This is a genomic window from Streptomyces sp. NPDC126510, assembly GCF_040302345.1.
GTDB lineage: Bacteria > Actinomycetota > Actinomycetes > Streptomycetales > Streptomycetaceae > Streptomyces.
Genome location: NZ_JBEORR010000016.1, coordinates 1 through 14,031, shown reverse-complemented (window position 1 = coordinate 14,031; position 14,031 = coordinate 1). Strand labels below are relative to the sequence as shown.

Sequence of the window (14,031 nt, the reverse complement as noted above, 5' to 3'; positions counted from 1 at the left end):
CGAGACCGAAGCCGAGACTCAAGCCGAGACCGATCCGAGCTCAGGCCCCACCGGAGCCGCACAGAGCCGAAGAGAGCAACAGCCAGGGGGGAACCACCGTGCGTCCGCCAGTCACACCGAGGGAGAGATCCGCGCCGGAACCCACACCCGCACGGGACGGCGCGAACACCCCCGCCAGCGGCCCCGAGACGGCCAGCCAGTCCTCCAGCCCCTCCTCCTCGGAGTCGTCGAGCCCCGCCCATGAGCCCGTGACGGACCTGTCCGACCTGCCCCCGGCCTGGTCCGGACGCAGCGCACTGGCCCGGCCCGCCGTTCCGCTGCTCGTCGCGCTCGCGCTCTGGGCTTACGCCGTGCGGCACACCGACGTCTCGCGGCTCGACGACTACGGGCTGGTCAGCGCGCTGCACCCGACGTTCTGGGCGGGGCTCGCGGTGCTCACCACCGGCTTCTGGTTCACGGTCCGCGACGCGCGCCGCCCGGCAGCCTGGTCGGCGGCGTACGTGCTGGGCCTGCTGGTGATGGAGCGGGCGACCCAGGCCGTGCTCTACCCGACCCCGCTGTACGCCTGGGCGTGGAAGCACGAGGCGGTCATCGACCATCTGCTGACGGCCGGCGGACTGCAGACGGCCGATCAGGTCGGCGACATGGCGGTGTACGACCAGTGGCCGGGCTTCTTCGCCGCCCAGGCCGCCCTGCAACGGCTGCTGGGCGTGGACTCGGCGGCGATGTTCATGGCCTGGTGGCCCCTGGTCTCCAGCCTGATGCTGCTGCTCCCGCTGCTGCTGATCTACCGCACCTTCACCGAGGACCGGCGCCTGATCTGGACCGCGGTCTGGCTCTTCTACGTCGCCAACTGGGTCGGGCAGGACTACTTCTCCCCCCAGTCCGTGGCGTACGCGCTGCACGTGGGCGTGCTCGCGGTCGTCCTGCGGCGCTTCGGCCGGTCCGCCGTGCGGCGCGGTCAGCCGCGGCAGGCGGTCTGGACGGTGGTGATCACCGTCATGATCGTGGCGATCGTCATCTCCCACCAGCTCACCCCGGGCATGCTGGTCGTCTGCCTGCTCGCCCTGTGCCTGAGCCGTCGCTACCGCGACTGGGTCCCGGTCGTCACGACCGTCGTCATCTTCCTGGCCTGGTGCCTCACGGCCGCGCTGCCCTTCCTGTCCGCGGCGATGCCGGACATGATCCGCTCCATCGGCGACGTCGGCGCCAACGTCGAGACGGGCTACGGCGCCACCCCGACCGGCACCGGAGCGATCGCGACGTCCTGGGCGGCCCGACTGCTGTCCGGTTCGGTCCTGCTGCTCGCCGGCGTCGGAGTGCTGCGCCAGCGGGTGCTGCGCCACCGCGCCTTCCCCCTGCTGCTGGTCGCGGCGGCCCCGGTGCCGATGTTCGCGGCGAGCAGCTACGGCAGCGAGATGATCTTCCGGGTGCTGCTCTTCATGCTGCCCGGAGCCGCCTTCTTCGCCGCCGCCGCACTGCTGCCCAAAGTCCGCACCCTGGCCGCCGACGCCGCCGCGCGGGAGGCCGGCAACCGGCAGGCCACCGGCCCGGCCAGGACCCGCCGGTGGGGGACCGGCACCTGGGTGCCGCTGGCCGCACTGCTCGGCACCACCCTGGCGTTCGTGCCCGCCTACTCCGGCAAGGACCGGATCAACTACTTCCCGCCCCAGGAAGTGTCCCTCGTACGGCAGCTCTTCGACCAGGCGCCCGAGGGCTCGCTGGTCGTGGCGGCCAACCGCAACTACCCGGAGGCCTACGCCGATTACTGGAGCGTCGACCACTACTGGTTCCTCGACGACGGCCGCAGCCACGTCGACCGGATCGTCAGGAGACCCGCCGCCACCCTCGCGCGCGACATGGCCGGGGTGGAGCGTCCGGGCCGGGCCTACTTCCTGCTCACCCAGGGGCAGCTGGCCAACTCCGAGATGAACGGGCAGCTCGACCGGGCGCAGCTGGAGCGCATCCAGAAGTCCGTCGCCGCATCGACGAGGTTCCGGCTCGTGGCGGAGAACAGCGCCGGATGGCTCTACGTACTCAAGCAGGCAGGGGGAGCGGAGCGATGACACCGCAGGAACTCGTGGTCCGGATGCTGCCCCCGTTCGGCGGCTGGCTGGCGCTGGCCGCGCTCGCCCTGCCCGGCGGATCGCCGCTGCGGGGCGCCGCGGTCGTGGCCTTCCTGGCGGCGGGGCCGGGCGCGGCCGTGGTCAGAGTCTGCGCCCCCGCCCTGGGGACGCGGCCCGCCGAAGGCCCCGTGGAGCGCAGGGACCCGGACTTCGCCCGCCACTCCGACCTGCTGGAGCGGCTGATGCTGACGCTGTTCCTGAGCGTCGGCGCCGTGATGCTCGTCGCGACCGTGCTGATCGCCACGCACACCTTCAGCGCGCAGCGGGTGCTGCTGACGCTGACGCTGCTGACCACACTCACCGCGTTCTGTCCGCCGCTGCGCGCCTCCCCGCGGCCGGGGACGACACCGAGGACACCGAAGGGTTCCGCTCAGTGAGGTTCAACCGCCCCCACCGTCCCTTTCGCCGCACGCCGCACGCCACCGGAGGCCGGCACCGCGGGAAGCCGCACGAGGACGATCCGCGCCCGGGCGACCCGGTCGCCGGCCCGTTGACATCGAGCCGGCGCCGACTGCTGATCACGTCCGCCACGGTCGTCAGCGCGGTGCTGGTCGCCGTACTCGCCCTGCGGAACGCCTCCGGACCGCAGGAGCAGGGAGCGGCCGGGGCGCCGGCGGACTGCCGCCCGACAGCCCTTCTGGTGCCGCCCTGCGGCGCCTGGTTCGGGGCGTTCGTACCGCACGAGCGGAACGACCTGCCGGAGAAGGTGCGCGCCTACGAGAAGCGCGTGGGCCGGAAGCTGGACATCGTGTACACGTACCACGACATGTCCCTGCCCTCGGGCACTCGGCGGGAGGGCCGGCTGCTCACCCCGGAGGAACAACGCGTCGGCGAGGACCACCTGCTGCTGCTCTCCTGGGAGAGCAAGTGGTGGGGCGGCACGAAGCGGCAGCAGCCGACCTGGAAGCAGATCGCGTCCGGCGAGCTGGACGACAAGGTCATCGACGTCCAGGCCCGGCGCATCAAGGACTACGGCGAGAAGGTGTTCCTCTCCTTCGACCTGGAGATGGACACCCGCACCCCCGCCAGTGGCACACCCGCCGACTACGTGAAGGCCTACCGGCACATCCACGACCGGTTCCGCGCCCTGGGCGTGGACAACGTGGTGTGGACGTGGATCACCACCGGATACCTCGACCACGCCGACGACATCGAGAAGATGTACCCGGGCGACGACTACGTCGACTGGATCGGCTACAACCAGTACAACTACTACCGCTGCCACGACGCGGACTGGCTGACCTTCGCGCAGACCCAGAAGGCCACGCACGACTGGATCCGGGCGAACATCTCCGACGACAAGCCGCTGATGCTCTCCGAGTTCGGCACCGCTGCGGACGCCAACCGCCCGCAGCGGCAGGCCGAGTGGTACGCGCAGGTGCCCGGGGTGCTGAAGGACCTGGACGGCGTCAAGGCCGCCCTCCAGTGGAACTACCGCGACCCCGGACCGCACTGCGACCTGGCGGTGGCGAACGACCCCGCCTGGAACAGCCTGCGCAAGGCCGTCTCCGACCCCTACCTCAACCAGCCGCTGCGGTAGCCCCCGCCGAGGTCAGCCCGCGAACTCGGGCCCGTGCAGCACCGCACGGGCCCGCCGGTACCAGCGCCACGCGATCGTCTTCGGCCCGTCCCGGTACGGCGCGACCCGCGCGCCGGCCCCGGCGAGCCAGCTCTCGACATCGGCGACGGTATGGGTGCGCCGGACGATGAGCCGGGCGATGCGGTACCGCTCGTCACGGTCGGAGCTGAGCGCGTGCCGCACGGCCGTCGCCGTCTCGTAGCCGGCCCGGGCCGACATGGCCCGTACCCGGGGGCTGTTGTAGCCGTGCGGGTAGGCGAGGTGCCGGATCTCGTGCCCGAGGGCGTCCTCCAGCACGGCCTTGGAGGTGCGCAGTTCGTAGGCCAGACCCTTGGCCGACAGGGTGTCGAGCTGCGCGTGCGTCACGGTGTGGCTGCCGATCTCCATGCCGGAACGTTCCAGCTCCGCCACGCCGGCCAGGCTCATCATCGGCGCGGGCGGCAGCAGACTGCGACCGCCCGGGGCGATGGCGCCGGTGGTCAGGTAGGCGGTGGCGGGCAGCGTCCGTGCGGCCAGGGCCTCGGCGGTGGGTCCCGGCAGGTCGGCGAAGCCGTCGTCGAAGGTGAGCAGCACCGGCCGGGGCGGCAGCGGCGCCCGACCGGCCAGGTGATCGGCGACCGCGCTGATCGTGACGGGCGTACGACCGCTGCGGACGACGGCGTCGAGATGCGCGGCGAACTGCTTCGGCGTGACGGTGAACTCGGCGATCCAGTCCGGCGGATCGTCCATCACGGAGTGGTACAGGAAGACGGGAATGGCGGGAGTTCCTTCGGCATGCGGCGGGCCGATCGGCCCCTCACCCTCCCGCGCACCCCGCTCGGCCCTGCCTCTGCCGTCCGTCCTCATCTCGCCCCCCGAACCGTCTTCTCCCGAGCAGCCGCGCGCAGCGCACGCCGTGCCTTCAGATAGCCGGCCGGCCCGTACAGCATCCCCCTGCGCTGCAGCCGCGACAGCCGCCGCGGCCAGGGGTGCGTGCGGGCGTCGTGGTCGCCCGGCGTGCCGGCGCCGTCCGCCCCGTCCGTCGCGCGTACCGCCGTCAGCGTGCGGGCGTGGGCGAGGCCGCGGGGCAGCCGCGCGAGAAACGCCGGCAGCAGCGCCGGCCGGTTCACGAGCACCGCGGTGAGGTACGCGGTGAGCCCGGCGCCGTAGCCGTACGCCTGGGTCTCCAGGTCCCGCCAGGTCTCCCGGTGGTGGTGCCACACCAGGGCGTACGGCGTGTAGCGCAGCCGGTGTCCCTGGGCCAGGACGCGCACGAAGCCGTAGAGGTCGTCGCCGCCCCGGGCCGCCGTCCCGGCCCCGGTGGCGGGGTCGAAACCGCCGACGGAACGCAGCACCGCCGTGCGGAACGCCATGTTCGCGCCCGAGCCGAACCGCCCGGCCGTGAACGGGAACAGCGGCTCGTCGCCCGGCGGGTGCGCCGGGTCGTACGTCCTTGGAGTGAAGCCTTTCGCGAAGCCGCCGTGGCTCTCCAGCAGCACCTGGGCCGGGGTGGTCAGCCGCGCCGGCAGGATCAGCCCGGTGCTGCACCCGAGCCCCGGGTCGGCGGCGAAGGGCGCGGTCAGCTCGGTCAGCCAGCGCGGGTCGGCGACCACGTCGTCGTCGGTGAAGGCGACCACCTCGCCGCGCACGCGGTCCAGCCCGGCGTTGTGGGCGGCTGCGAGCCCCGGGACGGGCTCACAGACGTACCGCACCCGCTCGGCGTACTTCCGCTCGACCAGCTCCCGCGTCTCGCTCGTGACGGGCGCGTTGTCCACGACGACGATCTCGAACCGCGGATGCTCCTGCGCCAGCAGCGAGTCCAGCGCCCGGGCCAGTTGCCCGGCCCGCTCCCGGGTCGCGACGACGACGCTCGTGAAGGGCGGCTCCCCGGGTTCGCCGAGGCCGGCGGGCCCGCATTCCATCCGGGCCCGTTCCGCCAGCACGGTCTTCGGATCCACCCCCTCCGGCACCTGCCCGAGCAGCGTCCCCACGGGCCGTCCGCCTCTCCTGACCAGCACGAACACCTCTCCGTGCGTCACGGGCGGACTCCCCGGGCCGGGTCTGAGCACCGCCTCGTCACCGTCGAGGTCCAGCTCGGCGACCTGCACCGCCCCGATGTCCAGGAACCGCCGTATCTCCTCCTGCGCACGCACCGAACGGGCCATGCGCCCACCCCCCTCGTGTGTCAGGTACGGCGCAGCCGAGCCGCGCCCTTGAGCGTCCGCGTGGCCAGCGACGCGAGCTGCGGCCTGCCGCGGACGAAGCTGTGCGCGCGGCGTGCCGGTTCGCGGCTCAGCCAGTGCAGCGCCGCGCCCACCCCCGGACGGGTCACCGCGCCCTCGTACACGGGCAGTTCGCCCGTCTTCAGCGCGTCCTTGTACTCGGCCGCGCCCCGCCCCAGGTCGAGCATGGCGACACCGGCGGCGGCCGCCGCCTCGGCCATGCGCAGGTGCAGCACCAGACCCGGCGAGAACTTCGCGAACTCCGGGTCGTAGGCCGGGAACCAGCAGGCCAGCACGGAGGCCGAACGCAGTCCGAAGTGTGCGGCGACGGGCCGCTCACCGGCGTACAGCACGGACAGCGTGCCGCTGCACTCCGGCGCCCGGGTCCGGGCCAGCTGCCCGACGAGCCGCGTGATCCACTCCTGGGCGAACCGGTCCCGGCGGCCGGTCCTGCGGTACTGCGCGGACTTCCACTCCATGAGCGTGCGCAGCGCGGCCGGGTCGCGTTCGTCGAACACGAACCGCAGCTCACCGGCCTGCCGGCCGAGCCTGCGCTCCTTGGCCAGGGTCGTCTTCAGGAACTTCGGCGACTGCGCGCGCAGCACCGACTCGTACGTCTCGTAGCCCTTCTCCACGTCGACGACGTAGGTGGCGTGCTCCTCGGCCGCGTACCGGACGAACAGCCGCTGCTCGGCCTCCAGATTGTCGAAGGCGAAGCTCGACACCGAGCAGGCCTTCAGGAGTTCGCCCGTCTCCACGTCCAGGCCGGGCCGCAGGATCGCGCCCTGCGCGTCCGAGACACCGAGCCCGATCGCCCGGCCCTGTCCCAACGGGCCCCGCTCATAGGGCAGGAAGCCGGACGGCTCCGGACCTTCGTACACCACCGCGATCCGGGCCCCCGGCCTGAACAGGCCGACGGCTTCGGTGAACTCCGGCTCCATGAAAGGGTTGCGCGGTGCGTCCGAGGCGGCGCGCAGCGCACGCCAGCGCTCCCTCTCCCCTTCACCGAGCTCCCCGGGCCCAGCCACACGAATGCGCCCACTGCTCAACCCGACCCCCCGATCAAGTCCCCCCTGGACACTTGGAAGGTACCGCTCTATGCGGCCCCACGGGTAGGTAGCGGAGCATGTTGTTGCCAACTGGTGCAGAGGCCTTCAACCGGGCAATCGGCGTGCGCCGTCCGATGAAACGAAGGGGCGCGCTGTCCGTATTCTCTGATCATGGCCGCACCCATCGCATATTCACTCATCGCCACCGATCTGGACGGGACGCTGCTGCGCGGCGACGACACCCTGTCCGACCGGTCCCTCGCCGCGCTCGCGCGGGTGGCGGACGCCGGTGCCCAGCACCTCGTGGTGACGGGGCGGCCGGCGCCGAGAGTGCGGCCGCTCCTGGACGACCTCGGCTGCACGGGGCTCGCGGTGTGCGGGCAGGGCGCGCAGGTGTACGACGCCGGTGCGGAGCGGCTGCTGTGGTCCATCACCCTGGACCGGGAGCTGGCGGAGACCGCCCTCGGCAAGATCGAGGCCGAGGTGGGGCAGGTCTACGCGGCCGTGGACCAGGACGGGGTGGACGGGCTCACCCTGATCGAGCCGGGCTATCTGATGCCGCATCCGACCCTGCCCGCGGTCCGGGTCGAGCGGCGCGAGCAGCTGTGGGGCGAGCCCATCAGCAAGGTGCTGCTGCGGCACCCCTTCCTGACGGACGACGAGTTGGCGGCGACGGCCCGCTCGGTGGTCGGCTCGCTGGCGACGGTGACGATGTCGGGGCCCGGCACGGTGGAGCTCCAGCCGTGCGGGGTCACCAAGGCGACGGGCCTGGCGCTGGCCGCCGAGCACCTGGGGCTGCGGCCGGCGGACACCATCGCCTTCGGCGACATGCCCAACGACATCCCGATGTTCGACTGGGCCGGTCACGGCGTCGCGATGGCCAACGCCCACCCCGAACTGAAGGCCGTGGCCGACGAGGTCACCCTGTCGAACGAGGACGACGGCATCGCCGTCGTCCTCGAGCGACTGCTGGGCGGGTCGGCTCAGTACGGGCCGTTGACGTTGTCGATCGAGCCGTAGCGGTCGGCCGCGTAGTTGCAGGCCGCCGTGATGTTGGCGACCGGGTCGTACGGGTCGAAGGAGGTGCCGGGCACGTGGTAGGCGGCGAACGTCGGGTCGATCACCTGGAGCAGGCCCTTGGACGGGGTGCCCGCGGCGGCGTTCGAGTCCCAGTTGTTGATCGCCTGGGGGTTGCCGGACGACTCGCGCATGATGTTGCGGTAGATGCCGTCGTAGGAGCCCGGGATGCCCTGCTGCGCCATGATGTCCAGCGACTCGCGGATCCACCCGTCGAGGTTGTCCGCGTAGGTCTTCGCGGACGCCTGGGTGGCCTGGGCGACACCGCCGGCGGGCTTCGCGGCCGGCTTGGCGGGGGCGGACGACTGGGTCGCCGTCTTCTTCGGCGCGACCGACTTGGTGGTCTTCACCTTGAGCTTCAGACCCGGGTGGATCAGCTTCGGGTTGTCGCCGACGGCGGCGCGGTTGTCCTTGTAGAGCTGCTTCCAGCCGCCCCGGACGTCGTACTTGTCCGCGATGCGGGCGAGCGAGTCGCCCTTGGTCACGGTGTACGTGAGGGACTTGGAGGGCTTGGCCGCCTGCGGCACGGACTGTGCGGCGGGGGCGCTCTGGGGTTCGGCGCTCGCGTGCGTGGCTCCGAGGAGCGGAAGGGTGAGTGCGGCTCCACCGGTGCCGACGGCGACGATGCCTCGGGTCAGCGGGTTGGTTCTGGGGCGACGGTGCTTGCCTCGTCCGGCCATGGTGATGTTCCTCTCCGGCGCCTGCGAGGTGAGCTGTCGGGTTCGGGCCGGGAGGTGCCCGGCCGCGTACGGCACCGTGTGCCGTACGCGGCTTCACCCCGAGCCGTGCCGCTGTGCGGACCGGCGACTTACCTGGGTCCCCCGCTCCTGCCACGCGTGAGTGAGTCGGTTATGTGGGGAGTCCGGGCGGCGGCAGGATTAGGCGTCCGCCGGACAGGGCCGGAACGTATGCGAGAGCACATGTCGGGAACAAGCACCTCAGTCACACATTGCGCGGTTGACCTTGGTCGGGGGCGTTTGGGCGGCTTGATCCTTTGCTTGAGCCAAGGCTCAACTGGCTTTCGGGGGAAGGCGGTAGGGGCCGGTGTGGAGTCGGGGCGGAAATGGGGAAGAAGTGATTCAACTCACTGATCACGAGCCTGTGGGGCAATTTCCGCCAAGGGGAATTCATCGACTCATCGCGGCAAATCGTGCATATCTCGCTACCCCTGGGTAAGTCGATAAATATCTGTTCTTATAGGTTGATCGAAAACATAGCGGTCGTGATCGGATACCACCCGGCCTGTAACCACGGGCGCTGGCGGTGATCGAAACGTGACCGGATACGCTGACTCGAGTGAGGGCAGCGACCTATCGACAATCCGCGTAATCACCGGCAGACACAGCAGACAGGAGACCCCTCGTGACCGACGTCGGGCCGTTCGGGCTGAGCGTGCGGGACCAGGCTCTGGAAGCCGACGTCCAGGCCGGATTGACGGCTGTCGAGGAAGGCTTGCTCGAGGCCACCAAGAGTGACGTGCCCTTCATCACGGAGGCCGCCCAGCATCTTGTGCGGGCCGGCGGCAAGCGGTTCCGCCCGCTGCTCGTGATGCTCTCCGCCCGGTTCGGTGACCACCACGCGCCCGGGATCGTGCCGTCGGCCGTCGTCGTGGAGCTGACCCACCTCGCCACGCTCTACCACGACGACGTCATGGACGAGGCCGCCGTGCGCCGCGGTGTCGCGAGTGCGAACACCCGCTGGGGCAACTCCGTCGCGGTCCTCACCGGCGACTTCCTCTTCGCCCGGGCCTCGCACATCCTGGCCGACCTCGGCCCGGAGGCCGTCCGGGTGCAGGCCGAGGCGTTCGAGCGTCTGGTGACCGGCCAGATCCTGGAGACGGCCGGACCGCAGGACGGCCGCGACCCCATCGAGCACTACCTGGACGTGCTGGGCGGCAAGACCGGTTCGCTCATCGCGGTGTCGTGCCGGTTCGGCGCGATGATGTCCGGCGCCGACGAGACCGTCGTGGACGTGCTGACCCAGTACGGCGAGCGGCTCGGCGTCGCCTTCCAGCTCGCGGACGACGTCCTCGACATCGCCTCCGACTCCCACGAGTCCGGCAAGACCCCCGGCACCGACCTGCGCGAGGGCATCCCCACCCTGCCGGTGCTCCGGCTGCGTGAGCGCGCGGCCCGGCTCGGGCTCGCCGAGGACATCGCCCTGTGCGAGCTGCTCGACTCCGACCTCACCGACGACGACCGGCACACCGAGGCCCTTCGCCTGCTGCGCGCCCACCCGGCGCTGGAGCAGGCCCGGCGGGACACCGTCCGCTACGCCCAGGACGCCCGTTCGGCGCTGGCGCCGCTGCCCGAGTGCACCGCGAAGACGGCGCTCCAGGAGCTGTGCGACGCGGTGGTGCACCGGGCCGGCTAGCCCGTCCCTCCCGGCGACCCGGGCCCTACGACCCCTACGGGTCGGGGGAGAAGCCGCCCTCCCGTGTCATACCCCAGCAGTACGCGGAGTTGAGCCCGGGGTCTGACGTATCTCCCTGGCCGATTTGGTCAGATGGTGACCACGGAAAACACCACTCCTCACCTGTTCGGGTGAGAATGGCGGCTCAGGGACGAGTGCGTGGACGACACGGACAGCCGCCGCCGACCATGGAGGTAGGGCACACATGGCACCGTACGCATCCGACGACAGCACGACCGCCGGAGAGGTCGACGAGCAGCGCTCCGGGCGGCGCAAAGCCGCGCGGTACATCGTCCCGGTCACGGTGGTGGGGGTGGCCGCCGCGACGATCGGGCTGGTCCCCGCACTCGCCGACTCCGGTGACCCCGACCTCCCGAAGATCACCGCACAGCAGCTCATCGAGAAGATCGCGAAGTCGGACGTCCAGCAGCTGTCCGGCACGGTGAAGATCAGCACGGACCTCGGCCTGCCGGACCTCGGCGGCCTGGAGTCGGGCCTGATGTCCGGCGCGGCGGGCAACGGCGAGGGCGGCTCCTCCGCCGACCCGTCGGCCAAGCTCACCGAACTGGCCTCCGGCACGCACACCCTGCGCGTCGCCGCCGACGGCCCGGACAAGCAGAAGCTGTCGCTGCTGGAGAACGCCGCCGAGTACAGCGTCATCCACAACGGCAAGGACGTCTGGGGCTACGACAGCAAGTCCAACGAGGTCTACCACGGCACCGCCTCCGAGAGCCCGGAGCGCGGCAAGGACCAGCAGCCGCCGGCCACGCCGAAGGACTTCGCCGAGGAGGCGCTGAAGGCGGTCGACGGCACGACGTCCGTGACCGTGGACGGCACCGCCCAGGTCGCCGGCCGGGATGCCTACAAGCTGGTCGTGAAGCCGAAGCAGTCCGGCTCGACGGTCGGCGCGATCACCGTCGCCGTGGACGCGAAGACCGGCATGCCGCTGAAGTTCACGCTCACCCCGGCGAGCGGCGGCGCGGCCGTCGTCGACGCCGGCTTCACGAAGGTCGGTTTCGCCGCGCCGGCCGCCTCGACGTTCGACTTCACGCCGCCCAAGGGGGCGAAGGTCACCGAGGAGAAGGACGCTGGCAAGGCCGCGGGCGAGGCTCCGCGCAAGGCCCCGGGCAAGCCCTTCGACCTGGGTGAGGCGCCGGGCCACGCCCCGAAGGCCGGGAAGGACTTCGGCCAGGGCCTCGGCGGTCATGACGGCATGAAGACCATCGGCGAGGGCTGGACCGCCATAGCCACCTTCGACACCGGCGGCGAGGGCGTGCCCTCCGGCAAGGCCGGCGGCCAGCTCGGCGGCTTCATCGACTCGCTCGGCGACAAGGTCCACGGCAAGTTCGGCTCGGGCACGGTCTTCTCGACCCGTCTGGTCAACGCCCTCGTCACCGACGACGGCAAGGTCTACGCGGGCCTGGTCACCAAGGACGCGCTCGTGAAGGCGGCCGACGCCGCCAAGTAGGTCCCGTGGGCGTGCGGGACGTCGAGAGAACGAGGAAGCCGATGGGCGAGGTGTCCGCCGGGGAACCGGAGCAGCGGGAGGCGCGGGACGGGGCCGGGGAACCGGAGCACGGGGAAGCGCGGGACGAGCGCGCGGAACCCGCCATCGCCACCCGCGCGCTCACCAAGCGCTACCGCGGCGGACAGCTCGCCGTCGACGGTCTCGACCTGACCGTCCCGGCGGGCAGCGTCTTCGGCTTCCTCGGTCCCAACGGCTCCGGCAAGACCACCACCATCCGCATGCTGATGGGCCTCATCGAGCCCACCTCCGGCACGGCCCGGGTGCTCGGGCAGCCCATGCCCCGGGCCACCCGCGCCGTGCTGCCGCACGTCGGCGCCCTCATCGAGGGCCCGGCCCTCTACGGCTTCCTCTCCGGCCGCGACAACCTCCTCCGCTACGACAGCGCCGACCCGGTCGCCGATCCCCGCACCCGGCGGGCCCGGGTCGCCGCCGCACTGGACCGGGTGGGCCTGGCGGCCGCCGCGGGCAAGAAGGCCAAGGCGTACTCCCTGGGCATGAAACAGCGTCTGGGCCTCGCGGCCGCACTGCTCCAGCCACGCCGGCTGCTCGTCCTCGACGAGCCCACCAACGGCCTCGACCCGCAGGGCATGCGCGAGATCCGCACCCTCGTCCGGGAACTGGCCTCGGACGGCACGACCGTCTTCCTCTCCTCCCACCTCCTCGACGAGATCGAGCAGGTCTGCACGCACGCGGCGGTGATGGCGCAGGGCCGCCTGATCACGCAGGGCCCGGTCGCCCAGCTGTCCGCCGGCGCACGCGGCCGGCTGGTGGTGACCACTCCGGATCCGGTGGAGGCGGCCCGGGTGCTGAAGGAGCAGGGCGTCGGCGATGTCGTCGTCGCCGACGACCGGGTCACCGGCGAACCACCGGACCGCGACCTCGCCGAGGTCAACGCCGCGCTGGTGACGGCCGGGATCCGGGTACGCGGCTTCACGGTCGAACGGGCCTCGCTGGAGGACGCGTTCGTGGCGCTGACCGGGGAGGGATTCGATGTCGCGGGCTGAGCCGAGCGCCCCTCAGGGGCGCGGGGAACCGCGCGACCGCCCAGAGACGGTCCGCACTCGCCGTACGGCCTTCCGTGCCACCCTCCTTCGCAACGAACTGCTCACCACGTTCCGCCGCTGGCGCACGTTGGCCCTCCTCGCGGTGTTGGCGGCCGTCCCCGTCCTCGTGGGCATCGCGGTGAAGATCGAGACCGGCGACGGTTCCTCGGCCGGCCCCGGAGGCGGGGGCGGCGGACCCGCCTTCATCGCGCAGATCACCAACAACGGCCTGTTCCTCGTCTTCACCGCCCTGGCCGCCACGCTCCCGTTCTTCCTGCCCATGGCGGTCGGGGTCGTCGCGGGCGACGCGATCGCCGGTGAGGCCAACTCCGGCACGTTGCGGTATCTCCTGGTCGCCCCGGCCGGGCGCACCCGCCTGCTGCTCACCAAGTACGCGACGGTCGTCCTCTTCTGCCTGGCCGCCACGCTCGTGGTCGCCGTCTCGGCGCTGACGGTCGGTGCGCTGCTCTTCCCGCTCGGGGACCTGACGACCATCTCCGGTACGCAGCTCAGCCTCGCCGAGGGCCTGGGCAGAGCCCTGTTGATCGCCCTGGCCGTCGCCGCGTCACTGATCGGGGTCGCCGCGCTCGGTCTGTTCGTCTCGACGCTGACGGGCAGCGGCATCGCGGCGATGGCGACCACGGTCGGCCTGCTGATCACGGTCCAGATCCTGGACCAGATCCCGCAACTGCACGCCCTCCAGCCGTACTTCTTCTCCCACTACTGGCTGTCCTTCGCCGACCTCATGCGCGAGCCGGTCTACTGGGACGACCTGGCGAAGAACCTCGGCCTGCAGGCCCTGTACGCGGCGGTGTTCGGGTCGGCGGCGTGGGCGCGCTTCACGGCGAAGGACATCACCGCCTAGGTGTATTGATCACGAGCGTTGTTGACACTGGCCGGGCTTGATCATGGCGAAGGCCTCCGTGTGTGGTGGAGGTGTCGAATCTTCACCGCACGGAGGCCTTCGTGTTCCACCGTAATGCCCGGCTGACCGTTCACGGCAGGCGGTTGCTGGT

The 14,031-nt window shown here is 71.5% G+C and carries 12 protein-coding genes and 1 riboswitch; of the genes, 8 read left to right on the top strand and 4 right to left on the bottom strand.

Going from position 1 to position 14,031, the window contains the following annotated elements; translation table 11 throughout:
• Positions 1–248 precede the first annotated feature (248 nt).
• The 3 genes from ABTX60_RS23060 to ABTX60_RS23050 are packed head-to-tail and all read left to right on the top strand — an operon-like array spanning position 249 to position 3,666.
• On the top strand, positions 249–2,066 hold the full coding sequence (locus ABTX60_RS23060) for a glycosyltransferase (RefSeq protein WP_352098889.1): 1,818 nt from the start codon (positions 249–251) through the stop codon (positions 2,064–2,066).
• On the top strand, positions 2,063–2,503 hold the full coding sequence (locus ABTX60_RS23055; protein WP_352098888.1) for a hypothetical protein: 441 nt from the start codon (positions 2,063–2,065) through the stop codon (positions 2,501–2,503). The genes ABTX60_RS23060 and ABTX60_RS23055 overlap by 4 nt, the downstream gene beginning before the upstream one ends.
• A complete protein-coding gene (locus tag ABTX60_RS23050) occupies positions 2,500–3,666 on the top strand; it encodes a glycoside hydrolase family 26 protein (RefSeq protein WP_352098887.1) in 1,167 nt (388 codons plus the stop codon). The genes ABTX60_RS23055 and ABTX60_RS23050 overlap by 4 nt, the downstream gene beginning before the upstream one ends.
• A gap of 12 nt (positions 3,667–3,678) precedes the next feature.
• On the opposite strand, the gene ABTX60_RS23045 is transcribed toward ABTX60_RS23050, so the two are convergent.
• The 3 genes from ABTX60_RS23045 to ABTX60_RS23035 all read right to left on the bottom strand — a co-directional run bounded on the left by ABTX60_RS23045 (position 3,679) and on the right by ABTX60_RS23035 (position 6,940).
• Entirely contained in the window at positions 3,679–4,434 is a 756-nt protein-coding gene (locus ABTX60_RS23045; protein WP_352098886.1) for a polysaccharide deacetylase family protein, read from the bottom strand.
• Positions 4,435–4,547: 113 nt separating this feature from the next.
• Positions 4,548–5,849 carry a glycosyltransferase family 2 protein gene (locus tag ABTX60_RS23040; protein WP_352098885.1) on the bottom strand — a complete coding sequence of 434 codons (1,302 nt, stop codon included), beginning with the start codon at positions 5,847–5,849 and terminating at the stop codon, positions 4,548–4,550.
• A gap of 20 nt (positions 5,850–5,869) precedes the next feature.
• Positions 5,870–6,940 (bottom strand): GNAT family N-acetyltransferase, encoded by a 1,071-nt coding sequence (locus ABTX60_RS23035; protein ID WP_502992375.1) that lies wholly within the window; start codon positions 6,938–6,940, stop codon positions 5,870–5,872.
• A gap of 186 nt (positions 6,941–7,126) precedes the next feature.
• Here ABTX60_RS23035 and ABTX60_RS23030 point away from each other — a divergent pair, with 186 nt between their 5' ends.
• On the top strand, positions 7,127–7,975 hold the full coding sequence (locus ABTX60_RS23030) for an HAD family hydrolase (protein ID WP_352098883.1): 849 nt from the start codon (positions 7,127–7,129) through the stop codon (positions 7,973–7,975).
• On the opposite strand, the gene ABTX60_RS23025 is transcribed toward ABTX60_RS23030, so the two are convergent.
• Positions 7,939–8,712: a transglycosylase SLT domain-containing protein gene (locus ABTX60_RS23025; protein WP_352098882.1), complete on the bottom strand. Its 774-nt coding sequence runs from the start codon at positions 8,710–8,712 to the stop codon at positions 7,939–7,941. The two genes, ABTX60_RS23030 and ABTX60_RS23025, sit on opposite strands and share 37 nt — an antisense overlap.
• A gap of 3 nt (positions 8,713–8,715) precedes the next feature.
• Positions 8,716–8,885, bottom strand: a riboswitch (cyclic di-AMP (ydaO/yuaA leader).
• Between the two features lie 509 nt (positions 8,886–9,394).
• Between ABTX60_RS23025 and ABTX60_RS23020 the strand changes: the two genes are divergently transcribed.
• The 4 genes from ABTX60_RS23020 to ABTX60_RS23005 all read left to right on the top strand — a co-directional run bounded on the left by ABTX60_RS23020 (position 9,395) and on the right by ABTX60_RS23005 (position 13,880).
• On the top strand, positions 9,395–10,405 hold the full coding sequence (locus ABTX60_RS23020) for a polyprenyl synthetase family protein (RefSeq protein WP_352098881.1): 1,011 nt from the start codon (positions 9,395–9,397) through the stop codon (positions 10,403–10,405).
• 244 nt (positions 10,406–10,649) lie between these two features.
• Positions 10,650–11,912, top strand: a complete 1,263-nt coding sequence (locus ABTX60_RS23015) for a LolA family protein (RefSeq protein WP_352098880.1) — start codon at positions 10,650–10,652, stop codon at positions 11,910–11,912.
• A 41-nt stretch (positions 11,913–11,953) separates the two neighbouring features.
• Entirely contained in the window at positions 11,954–12,976 is a 1,023-nt protein-coding gene (locus ABTX60_RS23010; protein WP_352098879.1) for an ABC transporter ATP-binding protein, read from the top strand.
• A complete protein-coding gene (locus ABTX60_RS23005) occupies positions 12,963–13,880 on the top strand; it encodes an ABC transporter permease (protein ID WP_352098878.1) in 918 nt (305 codons plus the stop codon). Before ABTX60_RS23010 ends, ABTX60_RS23005 begins: the two co-directional genes overlap by 14 nt.
• Positions 13,881–14,031 lie beyond the last annotated feature (151 nt).

What these genes read in the sequence shown, in the direction of transcription:
- ABTX60_RS23040 (WP_352098885.1), bottom strand. Translation starts at nt 5,849, where the DNA reads ATGGCCCGTTCGGTGCGTGCGCAGGAGGAGATACGGCGGTTCCTGGAC.
- ABTX60_RS23025 (WP_352098882.1), bottom strand. Translation starts at nt 8,712, where the DNA reads ATGGCCGGACGAGGCAAGCACCGTCGCCCCAGAACCAACCCGCTGACC.
- ABTX60_RS23015 (WP_352098880.1), top strand. Translation starts at nt 10,650, where the DNA reads ATGGCACCGTACGCATCCGACGACAGCACGACCGCCGGAGAGGTCGAC.
- ABTX60_RS23005 (WP_352098878.1), top strand. Translation starts at nt 12,963, where the DNA reads ATGTCGCGGGCTGAGCCGAGCGCCCCTCAGGGGCGCGGGGAACCGCGC.
- ABTX60_RS23045 (WP_352098886.1), bottom strand. Translation starts at nt 4,434, where the DNA reads ATGGACGATCCGCCGGACTGGATCGCCGAGTTCACCGTCACGCCGAAG.
- ABTX60_RS23010 (WP_352098879.1), top strand. Translation starts at nt 11,954, where the DNA reads ATGGGCGAGGTGTCCGCCGGGGAACCGGAGCAGCGGGAGGCGCGGGAC.
- ABTX60_RS23030 (WP_352098883.1), top strand. Translation starts at nt 7,127, where the DNA reads ATGGCCGCACCCATCGCATATTCACTCATCGCCACCGATCTGGACGGG.
- ABTX60_RS23055 (WP_352098888.1), top strand. Translation starts at nt 2,063, where the DNA reads ATGACACCGCAGGAACTCGTGGTCCGGATGCTGCCCCCGTTCGGCGGC.